Origin of the sequence: Flavobacterium sp. M31R6, from assembly GCF_013284035.1 — a bacterium.
Taxonomy (GTDB): domain Bacteria; phylum Bacteroidota; class Bacteroidia; order Flavobacteriales; family Flavobacteriaceae; genus Flavobacterium.
In genome coordinates this window covers 2,520,271-2,538,096 of the sequence record NZ_CP054141.1, presented here as the reverse complement: position 1 = coordinate 2,538,096, position 17,826 = coordinate 2,520,271, and the positions used below count along the sequence as shown (strand labels likewise).

15 protein-coding genes are annotated in these 17,826 nt (G+C 34.1%); 8 read left to right on the top strand and 7 right to left on the bottom strand.

What is annotated here, in order from left to right; translation table 11 throughout:
• Positions 1–254 precede the first annotated feature (254 nt).
• Both capA and HQN62_RS10330 read right to left on the bottom strand, forming a co-directional pair.
• Positions 255–1,295 (bottom strand): cysteate synthase, encoded by a 1,041-nt coding sequence (gene capA, locus HQN62_RS10335; RefSeq protein ID WP_116795323.1) that lies wholly within the window; start codon positions 1,293–1,295, stop codon positions 255–257.
• 73 nt (positions 1,296–1,368) lie between these two features.
• The gene (locus tag HQN62_RS10330; RefSeq protein WP_173504308.1) at positions 1,369–3,429 is read right to left on the bottom strand and encodes a S9 family peptidase; all 2,061 of its coding nucleotides are present in this window, start codon (positions 3,427–3,429) and stop codon (positions 1,369–1,371) included.
• A 139-nt stretch (positions 3,430–3,568) separates the two neighbouring features.
• Here HQN62_RS10330 and HQN62_RS10325 point away from each other — a divergent pair, with 139 nt between their 5' ends.
• Positions 3,569–3,889 (top strand): YbaB/EbfC family nucleoid-associated protein, encoded by a 321-nt coding sequence (locus HQN62_RS10325; RefSeq protein ID WP_116795325.1) that lies wholly within the window; start codon positions 3,569–3,571, stop codon positions 3,887–3,889.
• A gap of 92 nt (positions 3,890–3,981) precedes the next feature.
• A complete protein-coding gene (locus tag HQN62_RS10320) occupies positions 3,982–4,419 on the top strand; it encodes a GNAT family N-acetyltransferase (RefSeq protein WP_173504307.1) in 438 nt (145 codons plus the stop codon).
• Here the strand turns inward: HQN62_RS10320 and HQN62_RS10315 are convergent.
• Complete coding sequence (locus HQN62_RS10315; protein ID WP_173504306.1) at positions 4,416–5,441, bottom strand: threonine aldolase family protein; 1,026 nt, start codon at positions 5,439–5,441, stop codon at positions 4,416–4,418. The genes HQN62_RS10320 and HQN62_RS10315 overlap by 4 nt on opposite strands.
• A 174-nt stretch (positions 5,442–5,615) precedes the next feature.
• Between HQN62_RS10315 and prfB the strand changes: the two genes are divergently transcribed.
• Positions 5,616–6,714, top strand: a protein-coding gene (gene prfB, locus HQN62_RS10310; protein ID WP_116795328.1) for a peptide chain release factor 2 whose coding sequence is annotated in 2 segments (ribosomal slippage) — positions 5,616–5,678 and positions 5,680–6,714 — 1,098 coding nt in all. Because the reading frame shifts where the segments join, the coding sequence is not laid out codon by codon here.
• A 96-nt stretch (positions 6,715–6,810) separates the two neighbouring features.
• Here prfB and HQN62_RS10305 read toward each other — a convergent pair.
• Entirely contained in the window at positions 6,811–7,713 is a 903-nt protein-coding gene (locus tag HQN62_RS10305; protein WP_254454427.1) for a phospholipase A, read from the bottom strand.
• Positions 7,714–8,037: 324 nt separating this feature from the next.
• Between HQN62_RS10305 and glgP the strand changes: the two genes are divergently transcribed.
• From glgP to HQN62_RS10290, 3 genes are all read left to right on the top strand, one after another.
• The gene (gene glgP, locus HQN62_RS10300) at positions 8,038–9,702 is read left to right on the top strand and encodes an alpha-glucan family phosphorylase (RefSeq protein WP_173504305.1); all 1,665 of its coding nucleotides are present in this window, start codon (positions 8,038–8,040) and stop codon (positions 9,700–9,702) included.
• 184 nt (positions 9,703–9,886) lie between these two features.
• The gene (locus HQN62_RS10295; RefSeq protein WP_173504304.1) at positions 9,887–11,515 is read left to right on the top strand and encodes an acyl-CoA carboxylase subunit beta; all 1,629 of its coding nucleotides are present in this window, start codon (positions 9,887–9,889) and stop codon (positions 11,513–11,515) included.
• A 287-nt stretch (positions 11,516–11,802) separates the two neighbouring features.
• Entirely contained in the window at positions 11,803–12,234 is a 432-nt protein-coding gene (locus tag HQN62_RS10290) for a DoxX family protein (protein WP_173504303.1), read from the top strand.
• Positions 12,235–12,315: 81 nt separating this feature from the next.
• Here HQN62_RS10290 and HQN62_RS10285 read toward each other — a convergent pair whose 3' ends face one another.
• Together HQN62_RS10285 and HQN62_RS10280 are read right to left on the bottom strand one after the other, a co-directional pair.
• A complete protein-coding gene (locus HQN62_RS10285; RefSeq protein WP_173504302.1) occupies positions 12,316–13,368 on the bottom strand; it encodes an AMP-binding protein in 1,053 nt (350 codons plus the stop codon).
• A 36-nt stretch (positions 13,369–13,404) separates the two neighbouring features.
• Complete coding sequence (locus HQN62_RS10280) at positions 13,405–14,322, bottom strand: CPBP family intramembrane glutamic endopeptidase (RefSeq protein ID WP_173504301.1); 918 nt, start codon at positions 14,320–14,322, stop codon at positions 13,405–13,407.
• A 106-nt stretch (positions 14,323–14,428) separates the two neighbouring features.
• Between HQN62_RS10280 and arsC the strand changes: the two genes are divergently transcribed.
• Together arsC and HQN62_RS10270 are read left to right on the top strand one after the other, a co-directional pair.
• On the top strand, positions 14,429–14,770 hold the full coding sequence (arsC, locus tag HQN62_RS10275) for an arsenate reductase (glutaredoxin) (protein WP_173504300.1): 342 nt from the start codon (positions 14,429–14,431) through the stop codon (positions 14,768–14,770).
• A gap of 81 nt (positions 14,771–14,851) precedes the next feature.
• Positions 14,852–17,293, top strand: a complete 2,442-nt coding sequence (locus tag HQN62_RS10270; RefSeq protein WP_173504299.1) for a TonB-dependent receptor — start codon at positions 14,852–14,854, stop codon at positions 17,291–17,293.
• 74 nt (positions 17,294–17,367) lie between these two features.
• Here HQN62_RS10270 and HQN62_RS10265 read toward each other — a convergent pair whose 3' ends face one another.
• Positions 17,368–17,535: a hypothetical protein gene (locus HQN62_RS10265; RefSeq protein ID WP_116795336.1), complete on the bottom strand. Its 168-nt coding sequence runs from the start codon at positions 17,533–17,535 to the stop codon at positions 17,368–17,370.
• Between the last annotated feature and the right edge of the window lie 291 nt (positions 17,536–17,826).

Here is a 17,826-nt window from a genome sequence, read left to right as displayed (position 1 = left end):
TTTTTATCAAATTTAAAAGAAATATATGAATTATTTAAACATAAAAAATAACATTATTGCAACTATTGATTAAATAAAATTTTAGCGCTAAAGATGTTCTTCCTTGTCCATTCTTTTGAAAAATAAATCTTTAGTCCGGATTTTGGTATAAATAAATTTCTCTAAAAAAAACGTCTTTTAAATAGATCACTAATAGCCACAAAAAAACTCCAGCTATTTCTAAACCGGAGTTTTTATATTGAATAAGTTGATTCTTATTTTATAAATTCAACTTTCTGTACTTCTTCTTCATTAATACTGTCAAAAAATCCTTGGTCATTCATCCATTCATCACTAAACACTTTACTCATATAACGAGAACCATGATCAGGAAAAATAGCAACAACATTACTATTTTCGTCAAACTCTCCTTCTTCAGCATATTGCTTTATTGCCTGCATTACTGCACCTGAAGTATAACCAACAAATAAACCCTCTTTTCTGGTGATCTCTCTTGCAGAGTGAGCACTTTCCTCGTCGGATACTTTGATAAATTTATCTATAATATCAAAATCTGTAGCAGATGGGATCAAATTTTTCCCTAAACCTTCTATTCTATAAGGGTAGATTTCATCATTATCAAATTCTTTAGTTTCGTGGTATTTTTTTAAAACAGAACCAAAAGCATCAACACCAAGTATCTTAACATTAGGATTTTGCTCTTTCAAGTACTTAGCCGTCCCAGAAATTGTTCCTCCAGTTCCGCTACAAGCTACTAGATGTGTAATGTGACCATTTGTTTGTTTCCAAATTTCTGGTCCAGTCGACTTATAATGTGCATCAATATTTAATTGATTAAAATATTGATTGATATAAACAGATCCTTTAGTTTCTTCATGCAAGCGCTTGGCTACATTATAATAAGATCGATCGTCGTCTGCAGAAACGTGTGCCGGGCAAACATATACTTTCGCCCCCAAGCTCCTTAACATATCAATCTTATCTTTTGAAGATTTTGAACTTACCGCCAGTATACAATTGTATCCTTTTATAATACTAACCATTGCCAAACTAAAACCGGTATTTCCAGAGGTAGTTTCGATTATGGTATCTCCAGGTGATAAAATTCCTTGCTTTTCTGCTTCTTCGATAATATATAAAGCAATTCTATCTTTCGAAGAATGACCCGGATTAAAGGACTCAACCTTAGCGTAGAAATTACCCTTTAAATTCTCGGTTATACTATTTAGCCTAATAAGTGGAGTATTACCTATTAACTCTAAAACATTATTATAAGCATTTATTTCTTCTTTCATAAAAAAATAGTTTATCTAAGAGCATTTTTTTAATTTACCCCGATATGATGCAAATCTAACAAAAAAAATCTAATTAGTTTTCAATTTTCTCTAAATCTAATAAAAAACTATACTCTTTTGCTAATTCCTTAATGGCTTCAAAGCGACCAGATGCTCCTCCATGCCCTGCATCCATATTTGTATCCAAAAACAGGAGATTATTATCTGTTTTCAAAGCACGTAATTTAGCCACCCATTTAGCTGGTTCCCAATACTGTACCTGAGAATCATGTAATCCTGTTGACACATACATATTTGGATATTTTTGTGGCAATACATTATCGTATGGGGAATAGGAAAGCATATAGTCATAATATTTTCGAACATTCGGATTCCCCCATTCATCATATTCTCCCGTTGTAAGTGGAATACTATCGTCAAGCATCGTAGTTATAACGTCCACAAAAGCTACTTGTGCGATAACCCCCTTGTATAATTCAGGAGCTTCATTGACAACAACTCCCATCAACAAACCACCGGCCGAACCTCCTTCGGCATACAAATGTTGTGGTGAAGTGTATTTTTCGGCTATTAAAAATTTTGAACAATCTATAAAATCAGTAAATGTATTTTTCTTTTTCAATAATTTTCCATCTTCATACCATTGTCTTCCCAAATCTTCGCCGCCTCGTATGTGCGCAATGGCAAAAATAAAGCCTCTGTCCAGTAAAGTCAGCCTTGTCGACGAAAATGTAGCATCCATAGAATGGCCGTAAGAACCATAAGCATATTGAAGCAATGGATTTGTGCCATCTTTCTTTAAACCCTTTCTATAAACCATCGAAATAGGTATTTTTACACCATCTGTTGCTGTTGCCCAAACACGTTCCTCAGTATAATTATTTTTATCAAATTTTCCACCAAGTACTTCTTGCTCTTTTTTGATTTCTTTGACTTTAGTCTTCATATTGAAATCAATAATCGAAGAAGGGGTTGTCATCGACTGATATCCATAACGCAATATATCGGTATCAAAATCAACATTAGAACTCGTATAAGCGGTATAGGTTTCACTTTCAAAAGGAAGATAATACTCCCCTTCTCCACTCCAAGGCATAATTCGGATTTTATTCAAGCCGTTTTCACGTTCCTCAACTACCAAAAAGTCTTTGAATATCTCAATATCTTCCAGCAAAACATCTTTTCTGTGTGCAATGACTTCAACCCAATTAGCTTTTGAAGTCTTGCCAACTGGAGTTTTCATCAATTTAAAATTCTCTGCCTGATCTTTATTTGTCAAAATATAAAAACTATCCCCAAAATGACTGATACTGTATTCCATTCCTCTAACCCTTTTTTGGAAAATTTTAAATTCGCCGTCAGGATTATCAGCATCCAGAATTTGATATTCTGTGGTCAAAGTACTATCAGATTCAATCGCCAAATACTTTTGTGACTTGGACTTTGCTATTTCTACATTAAAAGTTTCATCTTCTTCAAAATAAACTAATACATCGTCAGCTTGTTTTGCACCTAATTTATGTTTGAAAATTTTATGCGAACGCAAAGTAACATCATCTTGATCCGAGTAAAATATGGTTTTGTTATCATTCGCCCAAACGGCGCTTCCAGTAACATTTTCTATTTTATCTTCAAGAATTTCATTGGTTTCCAGATTTTTTATCTGAATGGTATAAATTCTTCTCCCAACGATATCATAACTAAAAAGCGCCAATTTATTATCCGGGCTAATACTCAATGCTCCCAACTGAAAATAAGGCTTGTCCTTTGCCATTTCATTGCAATTGAAGAGTATTTCTTCCTTTGCCGAAAGACTTTCCTTTTTTCGGGAATAAATCGGGTAATCCTGCCCTTTTTCATATCGGGTAATATAATAATACCCATTGTACAAATAAGGAACCGATTGGTCATCTTCCTTAATCCGACTTTTCATTTCTTCGAAAAGGGCTGCCTGAAAATCTTTGGTATGCGCCGTTTTTTCTTGATAATAGGCATTTTCTTGATTCAAATAATCAATAACCTCGGGGTTTTCCCTATCGTTTAACCAAAAATAATTATCGATTCTGACTTCGCCAAATTTCTTTAATTTCTTAGGAATTATTTTGGCTATGGGAGGTAAACTATTTTCTGGCATTGTTTGCGAGGGGTTTTAGTATTTAAAATGCAAAAATAACACAAAGCGATTTTAAAACGAATTCGTTTTAAACCTTATTTAACGTATATAAAAATCTAATTCAGTAATTTTGTCCTTCAATAATTTAAAAATCACCAAAATGGATTTAATGGGAATGATGGGTAAACTTAGAGAAACCCAACAAAAAATCGAAGATACTAAAAAACGTTTAGACACCGTACTAATTGACGAACAAAGTAGCGACAACTTATTGAAAGTCACTTTGACCGCCAATACCAAAATTAAATCAATCGCCATCGATGATTCACTATTGGAAGACAAGGAGCAACTGGAAGATTACTTGATTTTGGTACTGAATAAAGCGATAGAAAAAGCAGCAAAAATCAACCAATCAGAACTAGATGCCGTTGCCAAAATGGATATGCCAATGATTCCAGGAATGGAAGATATGTTTAAATAAATATTTTGTTTCAGGTTAAAAACATGTTTCAAGTTTCATGTTCCAAACGTGAAACTTGAAACCTGAAACTTAAAACAAACCTTTCTACTCTCATGAATCAAGAAGCGTTAACTTTCAAAAAGGCAACCAAGGAAGATCTTGAATTTCTCCTTTGGCTTCGCAAAGAGACAATGGTAGAACACTACATTAAAGCTGGAAAGAAAGTAAACGAAGAGAATCTTTTAAGTCGAATAAACCATCATTTTGAACACGCCAAAATAATTCTGTTAAACGAGCAAAAAATCGGACTTCTAAAAGTTTCCGAAAGCAACACCGAAATTGAAATCCATCAAATTCAAGTTGCTCCAAATTATCAAAACATAGGTATTGGAAGACAAATAATAAAATCCATTCTCCAAGAATCATCCACAAAGAAAATCCCAGTAAAACTTAGTGTTCTTAAAATAAACAAAGCCCAAACTCTTTATAAGGATCTAGGCTTTGCAATATATGATGAAAATGAATATTCCTATTTTATGAAAACACCTTAAAGAGTAATCTTCTGCAATGTTTCCAAAACATAAGTATGCATCACTTCTTTGTAATCAAGATGCGTCACAATTCGCAGTTTTCCGTGTCCCAATGCGCTAATCAAAATATTTTTCTCTTTTAATTTCTCGATAAAAACTTTTTCATTTAAGCCTTCACGAAGCGCAAAAATCAGAATATTAGTTTCTACCGGCTCTATTTTACCTATCCATAGTTGGCGTGACAAAACTTCAGCAATTTCTCTGGCTCTTCTGTGATCATCTACTAATTTGGCAATATTATTATCCAATGCAAAATTCCCTGCAGCCGCAAGATATCCCACTTGACGCATACCACCACCCAATATTTTTCGAATACGCAATGCTCTATGAATAGTTGCTTTATCAGCCAAAAGAACCGAACCAATTGGCGCTCCCAATCCTTTCGATAAACAAACTGAAATCGTATCAAACAATGCCCCAAACTCTCTTGGGTGCTGCTTTTTGGCTACCACGGCATTCCAAATTCGGGCACCATCCAAATGGAATTTTAAATTATTCGCATCGCAAACTGCTTTTATTTTCTTTAATTCTTCCAAGTCATAACAAGCTCCACCCCCTTTATTCGTGGTGTTTTCCACACAAACCAAACTCGTTAACGGGCTATGGTAAAACTCAGGGTCATTTATCGCTCCGGCTACTTGCTCGGCCGTAATCATTCCTCTATCTCCATCCAGTAAACAGCAAGAAACTCCGCTGTTAAACGAAACACCGCCACCTTCATAATGATACACGTGGGCATATTTATCGGCAATCAATTGCTCCCCAGGCTGCGTATGCAATTTAATCGCAGTTTGATTTGCCATAGTCCCTGACGGAAAAAAAAGCCCCGCCTCCATACCAAACATCCCAGCCAATCTCGCTTCAAGTGCAATAACAGTTGGATCTTGCTTGTACACATCATCCCCCACTTGAGCGTTAAACATGTATTGCAACATTTCAACCGATGGTTTGGTAATCGTATCGCTAATCAAATTTATTTCCATAATCTAAAAACTATATCCTATTTTTGCATTCAAAACTAGTAAAATTATTAGGAGCTATTCCTGCTATTCGTTGCAATCTTTTCTATTTTAAAGAAAAAATAGAAAAGGATTTCCACTGCTATCAGGGCTAATACTGCTAACCCAATAATTTTCGACACAAAACTACTATAATTTATGACAACTACCGAACAAATAAAAGGTATTGTGGAACGCCTTGGTGCGTTGAGGAGGTATCTTTGACGTTGATGCCAAGCTTATCGAAATTGCCAACGAAGAAGAAAAAACCTTTGCTCCCGACTTTTGGAACAACGCCAAAGAAGCCGAGATTCTTGTAAAAAACCTTCGGAGCAAAAAAAAATGGATTGAAGATTACAACAAAGCTGTCGAGATGACAGACGAGTTGCAACTTGCTTATGATTTTTACAAAGAAGGAGAGCTAACTCCCGAAGAATTAGACGATCAGTACAACTCAACTCAAGCACATATTGAAGCTATAGAATTCAAAAATATGCTTTCGGAAGAAGGCGATTCTTTGAGTGCTGTACTTCAAATTACGGCCGGAGCGGGTGGTACCGAAAGTTGTGATTGGGCCGAAATGCTCATGCGTATGTACATGATGTGGGCCGAAAAAGAAGGTTACAAAATCAGGGAACTGAATTTTCAAAAAGGCGATGCTGCGGGCATAAAAACCGTAACACTTGAAATTGAAGGTGACTATTCTTTTGGATATCTTAAAGGCGAAAACGGTGTTCACCGATTGGTACGTATTTCTCCTTTCGACAGTAACGCCAAAAGGCATACATCATTTGCTTCGGTTTATGTTTATCCGCTTGTTGACGACACCATTGAGATTGAAATCAACCCTGCCGATATTGAAATTGTAACCGCCCGTTCCAGTGGCGCTGGAGGTCAAAACGTAAACAAGGTTGAAACCAAAGTGCAATTGACCCACAAACCAACCGGAATTCAGATACAGTGTTCAGAAACGCGTTCACAACACGACAACCGAACTCGTGCTATGCAAATGTTGCGTTCTCAATTATATGAAATTGAGCTTAAAAAACAACAAGAGCAACGCAGCGATATTGAAGCCGGAAAAATGAAAATCGAATGGGGATCACAAATACGTAATTACGTAATGCAACCATATAAACTGGTAAAAGACGTAAGAACTGGACATGAAACCAGCGACGTTGACAGCGTTATGAACGGAAACATCGACGGATTCCTAAAAGCCTACCTGATGATGATGGGACAGCGTGAAGAGGAATAGTACTTAACAAACAATCTTATACCAAAAAATGCCTTTCAAAATATTGAAAGGCATTTTTATTTTGTCTTTATAATGAACTCTAAAAGAGTCAATACCCTACTGCCATTCAATCAATGAAACCCCAACTCCTACAGTAGTTTGATCGTGATTATAATCAATCAGTGAATTTCCATAACCGTGAGAAACCTGCAAATAACCTCTAAGATTTCCTTTTATGGGATAAGCCCAGGAAAAAGTAGAACTTCCTCTCATATTTCCATCAAAACTAAAATTATGACTTCCGATAAAAGTAAGAACACTTTTATTTTTTGTATAAATAATATTCACATCTGCATTACCAATATAATTTGATATATCGGGATTATCACCTTTTGATTCTGGAATTACATACCAAGGCCTGATGTAAATATTCCAATTTTTCCGCTCAAAACCAGTCATCATAATAACCCTATTCCAACTTCTGGTATTGGGATAACTTTTTCCGTTTGACTCGTGATCAAATGAAACCCCAATCATTCGGGTTTTAAACCCAAATACATTAAACTTAACAGGAAAATTAAGAATGATTTCGGGTTCGTAATTAATTTCTCTGAATGGGCGTGATAATTCTGTATTATATATTTGCCAATGCGATATTTGGGTATAAGCCACCCACAAATCGGCATGTCCCCATAAAAATCCCTGCAAAATTTTAGTTTTAAAACTCAACTGAAATTTCATTTCGACAACATCATAATCAACCTTCGCTGGCGGGATATATTCTGGTGAAGGATTTCCAGAATGGGGTTGCTCATTTGGATTACTCGTCCACACAAAAGGTAAAACATAAATTGCTTTGTAGGGAGTAACCAAAAAAGTCCCTCTTGCCGCGGTTGAATCTAATTCCCAACGGGCAACCATGGTTTTGAGTTCAACTTTATCATTGAATAAAGCTTGAACCTGAGCATTTGATGAAAAAATAGAAAGGAAAAATAAAATGAATGAGAATGTTTTTAGCACAGCTTTGAAATTTATTCAAAGGTAGAATCCGAAAAAAGACTTACTGTTATATATTTAGTTCTAAAGCTTATATAATTCACGTTTTAGTTTAAGCCATTTTAATTCATAAAAAGCAATTAAGAATAATTTAAAAATTCAAGATATAAATAAGCTCTTTAGATTTAAAATCCGTTTCAAATTTTACAATAACTATCTCTAAAACGATATCGCTCAAGAAACTGATAAATAACACCATACAAGCATAATATATAACATCCAAAAGCACAATTTCAAAAACAAATTATTTAAATTTGTTAGGTATCAAACTTTAAATACCTACACAATATGAGTAAGAGTTTACCCGAAAAATACAGACATCCATACGCATTTGATAAAAAATACAAAAAATCGGCAGTTTATTTTTCTATGGAATTTGCCATTGACCAATGTCTCAAAATCTATTCTGGAGGATTAGGTTTTTTGGCAGGATCACACATGCGTTCTGCATATGATTTGAAACAAAACTTGATCGGAATCGGAATTTTGTGGAAAAAAGGATATTATGACCAATACCTAAAAGAAGATCTTTCTATGGGTGCGCTTTTCAGAGAGAAAAACTACAGTTTTCTTGAAGATACCAACATACGATTCACCATAAAAATAAACAATCACGATGTTTGGATTAGAGCTTATTTCTTAAAACCGGAAATCTTTGGAACTGTACCCATGTTTTTTCTTTCCACAGATTTACCCGAAAATGATTATCTAGCCAAATCAACAACATTCAGGCTATACGATTCAGATCCAAGTGCCAAAATAGCCCAAACAATGGTTCTAGGACTCGGTGGAGCCAAATTACTGGACGCCTTGGACTACGAGCCGGATATTTATCATTTAAATGAAGCGCATGCCGTTTCTTCTGTTTTTCATTTGTACAACAAATATAAAAGCGTTGGGAAAATTAGAGAAAAAATGGTTTTTACCACCCACACTCCCGAAGAAGCCGGAAATGAGAAACACGATATTTATTTACTGGAAAACTTAAGTTTCTTCGACGGCATACCATTGGAAACCGTTAGAGAAATAACTGGTATCCACGATAATACTTTCAATCATTCACTCGTAGCATTACGATTGAGCCACAAAGCAAATGGAGTGTCAAAATTACATGGCGAAGTTTCTAGAGACATGTGGAAAGATTTCAGTGGAATTTGCCCAATAACACATATTACTAATGCCCAAAATAAAAAATACTGGGTAGATCCTTGGCTGGACGATGCCCATGCCAGTAAAGACCGAGAAGAATTAATCAATCGAAAAAAGAGATTAAAAACTAAACTTTTTGAAGTCGTGGCCGATCAAACTGGAAAAATATTTGATCCTGAAGTTCTTACTATTGTATGGGCAAGACGCTTTGCCGATTACAAAAGACCAGATTTAATTACTAGAAATATTGAAAAGTTCAAAAGTTTAATGACTGATACTAAAAGACCTATTCAAATAATATTTGCCGGTAAGCCGTACCCAACGGACTATGGAGCCATTCATAATTTTGACAATCTTTCACACATTAGTAAAGAATTCAAAAGTATGGCAGTACTTATCGGTCATGAATTAAAATTATCCCGCCAATTAAAAAAAGGATCCGATGTTTGGTTAAACAATCCAAGAGTAACCAGAGAAGCTTCTGGAACATCGGGAGTAACTGCCGCTATGAATGGTTCTATTAATTTTTCGACTAATGACGGATGGGTTCGTGAATTCAAAGATTTAAATGAAACCAAAAATTCATTTGTATTACCAATTGTCGATCACAATTTACCTACATATCAACAAGACCAAATGGATTTAGATAATTTATATAGAATGCTGGAAGATGAAATATTACCTCTGTATTACGACACTCCCGAAAAATGGTGGGATTTAGTAGAAACTAGTATGAAACAAATTGTACCCTTTTTTGATTCTGCTCGAATGGTAGATGAATATTATACCAAAATGTACAATTAAATTATTCATTCTAGAATTGAAATTAATCACTAAACCTCGTTATCTAAAAAAATACGAGGTTTTTATTTTTATATGATTTTAAAGAACATTAAATTGCTAAAAATTTAAAATTTTTCATATAATTCAAAAAATTTCAATCGTTTTCGTAAATTAGCACTCGTTACAAAAAATACATTTTACACCTATGGATTTAAACTTCAATAAAAACGAAGATCACAATAAACTTTTACTGTCTGAACTCAGACAAAAATTTGCCAAAGTCAAACTCGGAGGTGGCGAAAAAAGAATCGAAAAACTTCACGCCGAAGGAAAAATGACCGCTCGAGAGCGTATTGATTATCTTTTGGACGAGAATGCTAAATCTATTGAGATTGGTGCTTTTGCAGGAAAAAAAATGTACGTTGAACATGGAGGATGCCCATCAGGAGGTGTAATTGTCAAAATAGGATACATAAAAGGAAAGCAATGCATTGTTGTAGCCAATGATGCCACAGTAAAAGCGGGTGCTTGGTTTCCTATTACTGCAAAGAAAAATCTAAGGGCTCAGGAAATTGCAATGGAAAATCGATTACCAATCATTTATTTAGTTGATAGTGCTGGTGTTTATTTGCCATTGCAAGACGAAATTTTTCCAGACAAGGAACATTTTGGTCGTATTTTTAGGAACAACGCTATAATGAGCAGTATGGGGATTACGCAAATTGCAGCCGTAATGGGCAGTTGTGTTGCAGGTGGTGCCTACCTTCCCATAATGAGTGATGAAGCTCTAATCGTGGACAAAACTGGCAGTATTTTCTTGGCCGGAAGTTATTTGGTCAAAGCTGCCATTGGCGAAAGCATCGATAATGAGACTTTGGGCGGGGCAACAACACATTGTGAGATTTCTGGAGTAACAGATTACAAGGCAAAAGACGACAAAGATGCTTTGGACAAAATAAAAAATATTGTCGATAAAATCGGTGATTTTGACAAAGCAGGATTCAATCGCATTAAAGCAGAAAAACCTGCTTTGGATGAAAAAGAAATCTTTGGCATTTTGCCAAAAGCCAGAAACGAGCAATACGATATGATGGAAATCATCAATCGATTGGTAGATAATTCTGAATTTGAAGCTTACAAAGAAGGATACGGACAATCGCTTATCACAGGCTATGCCAGAATTGACGGCTGGGCTGTGGGAATTGTTGCCAATCAAAGAAAAGTGGTTAAAACAACCAAAGGTGAAATGCAGTTTGGTGGTGTAATCTATTCGGATTCGGCAGATAAAGCCACCCGTTTTATTGCCAATTGCAACCAAAAGAAAATCCCATTGGTTTTTGTTCAGGATGTTACCGGTTTTATGGTAGGTTCCAAATCAGAACATGGAGGAATCATAAAAGACGGCGCAAAAATGGTGAATGCCGTTTCTAATTCGGTAGTACCAAAATTCACTGTTGTAGTAGGGAATTCTTATGGAGCAGGAAATTATGCAATGTGCGGAAAAGCATTCGACCCGCGATTAATCTTTGCTTGGCCAAGTGCTGAACTAGCTGTAATGGGAGGTACGCAAGCCGCAAAAGTATTAGCACAGATTGAAGCTTCTTCTCTAAAAGGACAAGGAGAAATTGTGGACGAAGCCAAAGAAGCTGAATTATTTGCCAAAATCAAGGCCCGTTATGACGAACAAGTTTCACCATATTATGCTGCAGCACATTTGTGGACAGATGCCATTATTGACCCGCTAGAAACTAGAACTTGGATCTCTATGGGTATCGAAGCTGCTAATCACTCCCCTATCAAAAAGAAATTTAATTTGGGAGTAATTCAGGTTTAATCCTAAATTAATTAGGCATTTTAAAAATTAATAAAACTCCCGACTTATTGGGAGTTTTATTTTTGTAAAAAAATAAAAACATCCAATTCATAACACAAGACTTAAAACAAATCTCCTTTAAAAAAACAGTAAACAATCAAGTAGAATATTTTCATCAATACATTTTTATTAATACTATAATTACAATATCAAATAAAAGAGATATTATCAATAAATTCCATAAAAAACTACCTATATATCATTAATTATTAATAACTTAGTGTAACTAATTTAAAACTTAAGGCATTATGAACAATGTAAAAACCTTAAATAAGTGGGCAAATGCACATACTTATTTACCTGTTGATTTATTACGAATGGCTCTTGGTGTGTTTTTATTTATAAAAGGAGTCTATTTTTTTTCAAACATCCAATATTTAGCTGATTTATTATCACCAATAGACCAAATAGACCATATTGGAGGCGGTATGTTTCTAATTCATTATATAGCGCCAGCACATTTAATCGGTGGTATTTTAATTTTCTTTGGCTTATTGACACGCTGGGCCATTATATCACAATTACCTATTTTGATTTGCGCCATTATTATTAACTTTATGGGACATATGCATCACCAAAATTTACTATTAGCAATACTAACACTAGCCGTATGCATATTTTTTCTAATCTATGGCAGCGGAAAAAATTCGGCAGATTATTTTTTTAAAATGCAAAAATAATTCCAACCAAAATTTATATCAAAACAAAAAAGAGAGGAATAAACATCCTCTCTCTTTTGTTTTGTAACTATTAGTTTTTATTTACACAGCTATATTTTTGCTTTCTTCTCTCATAATTTTACCGGTAGCCGTTTCTTTAAATTTAGGAATAAAAACAATTTCTTTCGGTTTTTCATATTTATCCAAAACATCAAATACAGAATGGTCAATATCCATTGGTGAACCTTCAACATAAAGAACAACTTTTTCTCCCAAAGTTTCATCTGGCTCTCCATTCACAAAATAGCGTCTTGGTATTAGCGTAGATAATTTAGCCTCCACTTGCTCGGGCATAATTTTTATTCCTCCACTATTGATTACGTTATCAAAACGTCCCAACCAGATAAACTGATTATCCGAAATCAATTTTACGATATCATTGGTAACAATTTTTTCGTTTCCAATATTTTTGGCCACAATTTCCAAACATTGATTCTCGTTAACAGAAACTGTTACATGCGGCAATGTGGTAAAAGCTTCCACTCCAACTTTCTTGGCAGCAATATGCGTAATTGTTTCTGTCATTCCATAGGTTTCATAAATATCGACTGGTAATTTAATCAATTCCTGTTCCAATGATTTATGAATTTTTACTCCACCAATTATTATCTTTTTAATATTCGATAATTTGTCAATTGAATTCTTGGCTTGGAGCGGCACCATAGCGGCAAAATCATACTTTTGATCATTATGTTCTAAAGGATGAGAGCTTGGCGGCACAAAATCCATATCCAAACCTAAGATAAAAGAACGGACAAACATCATTTTGCCCGCAACATAATTAGCAGGCAAACAATGCAAAACTCTATTCCCAGGTTGAAGATCAAAAAAATCTCCAGTTGCTATAGCTGATTTAACCATTGCATCTTTCTCAATCCTAATGGATTTAGGATTTCCTGTTGTGCCTGAAGTGTACATATCGATATATGGTTTGTCATCAAACCAGTCCAATAAAAAATCACCAACCGACTGCTCAAAATCTTCTCCTTCTTTTATAAAACTATAAGCTATTCTGCATAAATCTTCTTTTGTCAAATGAAATCCATTTAATTTAAAATGGTTGTGCACATTCTTGTATGTTACTGTATTATCCATAATGGTTGTTTTGATTTTTTGGGTATTTAATTTAGACTATTTTACAATACTTCCCGTTAGTTTTTCTTTCCAACCAGACCAATTGTATTTTAAGCCAAATATAAGCAAAAGTAGAGGATAAATAACAACAACAGGGAAGATAATATCAAGTCCAGCCTTGGGTTCTGAGACATCTTTAAAAATAGAGTAAGTTTGAAAAGCAGACCAATCTGAGGTTACCAATAATGCTCCAATTAAATTATTTGCAGCATGAAAACCCAAAGCCAATTCCATTCCGTCATCCATTAAAGTTATTATCCCTAACAAAAGGCCTGTACCAATATAGTAAATCATAATTATATTCCCCATCTTGGCTACTTCAGGATTAAAAAAATGCATTAATCCAAAAATACTGGATGTCATCAATAACGGAAACCATTTATTTCTGGATAAATTGGCAAAACCCTGCATTAAATAACCACGAAAGACTAATTCTTCTACACTGGTTTGAATTGGTACCAAAAGAGTGGCAATCACGACCAAAATCAAGAAAGGAATAAATTGAAAATTGATTTTAAAATCAGCTGGATTCAAATAACACATCAACAGTGTTGAAAGTACTGTAAATAGTGACCATACAAAAAAAGAGAAAAACACTCTTCTCCAATCCATTTTTTTTCTGGATGTAACAATGGATATAAATTCTTGCTTATGCAAAAAGCGGACAGTAAAATAAATTCCACCTAAAGCAAACACAAATGAAATAAGTAGTAAAAACAAATTCAAATTTGGCTCAAAAAAATGCATTAATTCTTCATCAGTGGTTGGATAAACTTTTCCTCTAAAAGATGTTTGAAACAACAATAATCCCAACATTGGCAATTGTCCCACAAAAGAAGCCCCAATTATAAATATTGAGCCTAAGATATATTTCCAAAATTTATTATTTCCGTCAATTCCTTGTTCTATAAACATTTGTTATTTTTTCTATAATTTTAATTAAAATGGCATTTCAAATCTTATTTTTGCTCGAACTAAAGTAGTTTTTTATTTTAGTATAAACCAAATCTTACCTACAAAAATGATACAAATATACCACAATCAACGTTGCGGAAAATCAAGAAACTGCTTACTCCTTTTGAAAGAATCCAATAAAGAAATTGAAATCATCAATTATCTCAACACTCCACCAAGCGCAGCTGAATTGACCACGCTACTTCAAAAACTGAATCTAACACCAATAGAATTAGTACGTCAAAAAGAAGCTATCTGGATAGAAAATTTCAAAGCAAAAACATTGACTGAAAATGAAATCATTCAGGCGATGGTTGAAAATCCAATTCTTATTGAACGACCAATAGTGGTTAATGGAAATAAAGCAATTATCGGCCGGGATTTAGAGAAGGTAATTCCATTCATATAGATATTAACATAATTTTAGCAAAATCAACTTTAAACCTTTTAAAGTTTTCTCAATCCAATGGAGAAATCTTATTTATTACTAATGAAAAAATTAAACCTCACTCTAGTTCTTTTCTTTTTACTTTTTGGACTGTCTAACTTTGCTCAACAAGGCCCTCTGACATTTAGCAAAATCAAAGTGACTGGAAAAATTGTAGACAAAAATAGCAATCAACCTCTAGAAGATGCTACTGTCACCTTAAAAAATCAAAAAAATCCTAAAGCCCTTTCTGGTGGAATTACAAATAAAAAAGGGGAATTTGAAGCTGATGTAGTTCCAGGAAATTATGATATTACTATTGAATTCATTTCGTTTAAATCAATCGAGATAAAAGGAAAAAACATAACCAAAAAAACTTCACTGGGTACCATTGCACTTGAAGATGATGCTTCACAACTGAACGAAGTAGTTGTTCGTGCCGAAAAATCATCTGTTGAAATCAAACTGGACAAAAAGGTGTACAACGTTGGCCAGGATATGATGGTAAAAGGTGGAACTGTAAGCGACGTTTTAGACAATGTTCCTTCTGTTTCTGTTGATACCGAAGGAAATGTAAGCTTGAGAGGAAGTGATAATGTCCGAATTTTAATTGATGGAAGACCGTCCTACGCTGTAAATATTGCAGAAGCTTTAAGACAACTTCCTGCTGATGCCATTGATAAAGTTGAAGTTATCACTAATCCATCAGCCCGATATGATGCGGAAGGTGGTTCTGGAATAATCAATATCATCCTTAAAAAAGGAAAAAACCAAGGCTTTAATGGAACTATTATAGCGTCAACAGGTATTCCTGAGACTTATGGTTTAAGCGCCAATGTGAATTATAAAACAGAAAAATTAAACTACTTCACTACTGCAGGCTACAATCACAGAACAAATGAAGGCGGCGGTAAAACTAATTCAGAATATTTTAACGAAGACGGTTCTATTAAAAACTTTTTAGATGAAGATCGTGATACAAAGAGAACCAGAGATGGTTTTAATGGAAGAGCTGGTGTTGAATGGACCGTGGCGCCAAATACTTATTGGACAAATGCAATCAATTACGAAAAAAACACTGGCGATGACAAAGATTTAATCAACTACAACAACTATGATGCAGCTCATATTTTCACAGCTTCAACTTACCGACTGAACAATGGAGATACTGGTAGTGAAAACGTCTCATATACTTCAAACTTAATCAAAAACTTCAACGACAAAGGACACAAACTTACCGTTGATGGTTCTATTTCAAGAAATACTGATGATAGCCAAAGTATTATTACCGGTTCTAACAATTATAACAATACCTTAAATAATCAAGTTCAGAAACAAGCACAATTTCAGGCTGATTATGTACTACCGCTAGGGGAAGGAAGTCAGTTTGAAGCTGGATATAAAGGTAATTTTGGCGATTTAAACAACGAATATTATGTTCTTGACGATCAAGGAGTAAGAATAGATAATTTATCAAATACTTTAGAATACAAAGAAAACATCAATGCTGTTTATACACAGTATGGTTTCAAAAAAAATAAATTTTCTTATTTATTTGGTTTACGTTGGGAAGACACTAATGTTCATGTAAACTTATTAGACACCAACGATTTTAATACTAAAAAATACAACAACTTGTTTCCAAGTGCTTTTATCAGTTATCAAATTTCAGATCAAAGTAACTTCACTACAAGCTACAGCAAACGTTTAACAAGACCAAGAGGACGTTTCATGAACCCTGCTGTAAACTATTCAAGTAATGTTAATATTTTTCAAGGAAATCCTGATCTAGATCCTTCCCTAACTGACAAATTTGATATTGGATATATCAAGCGTTGGGACAAAGTAACTTTTAATACATCTGCTTATTTTGAAAACACAAAAGATGTTTTCAGCTTTGTGCGATCTCCAACGGGCGATGAAGTAAATGGAATTCCAGTTATTAAAAGCCAACCTATTAACTTAGGAAAAGAACAAAAATTCGGTTTTGAGTTTACTTTAAATTACAACCCATTCAAAATATGGAGAATAAACAGTAATTTCAATTTGTATAATGTAAAAACAACTGGAGAGCACAGCTATACTGATACTAATGGTGTACTTGTAGTTCAGAATCTTGACAACCAAGCCAATACTTGGTTTGCAAGAGTGAATTCAAAACTAACATTACCATACAAAATCGACTGGCAATTGAATGCTACCTACAATGGTGAACAAAAAACGGCACAAGGTAAAAACTTAGGTCAGTTTAGCATGAACACTGCTTTCAGCAAAGATCTAATGAAAGACAAAGCAACATTAGCGTTCAATATTAGTGATATTTTCAACACTAGAATCATGAGATCGTATACGTATCTTGAAAACCAAACATCGTATAGTGAAATGCAATTTCGTAAACGTCAATTCAATTTATCATTCACCTATCGTTTCAACAAATCTAAAAGTGATAAAGAAAAGACACAACCTAAAAATGAAGGTGGTGGAGACGCCGATTTCCCAGGATAATCTTCAGACCAGATATAATAAAAAAAGGATTCGTAATTACGAATCCTTTTTTTTTTTGTAAAGTAAAAATAAGACTAAGCTTCTTCTTCTTTTTGTTTTGCTTTCTTTTCTTTATAAGCTTCCCAAGTAGCTCCACCTACCCAATAGGATACGAAACCAACTAGGAAAAACATTAACCAAAATCCCATTGTAAGGATGGTTAAGAAAAGTAAAAAGCCTAAATACTGATGAAATTCAAACATGTTTTCCGGAATTTTTGAATGTAGCGACAAATATAAGTTTTAAATCTTTTCGCACCAATAAAATCGGTAAAAACTATAACGTAATTTTAAAATTATTTTAGACCAACAAAAATTAGAAACAAACAAAACGGTCTTACCGCTTGACATTCAAAAAATTAATTACTTTTTAACAAAATAAACATCAATAATTACAAAAAACAGACGGTTTATTTCATTTTTTTAATTTATTTTACGTACTGTTGCTTTTCCAAAAGAGTAATAATTTTTAAAAAATCCCTATGAATAAAACAT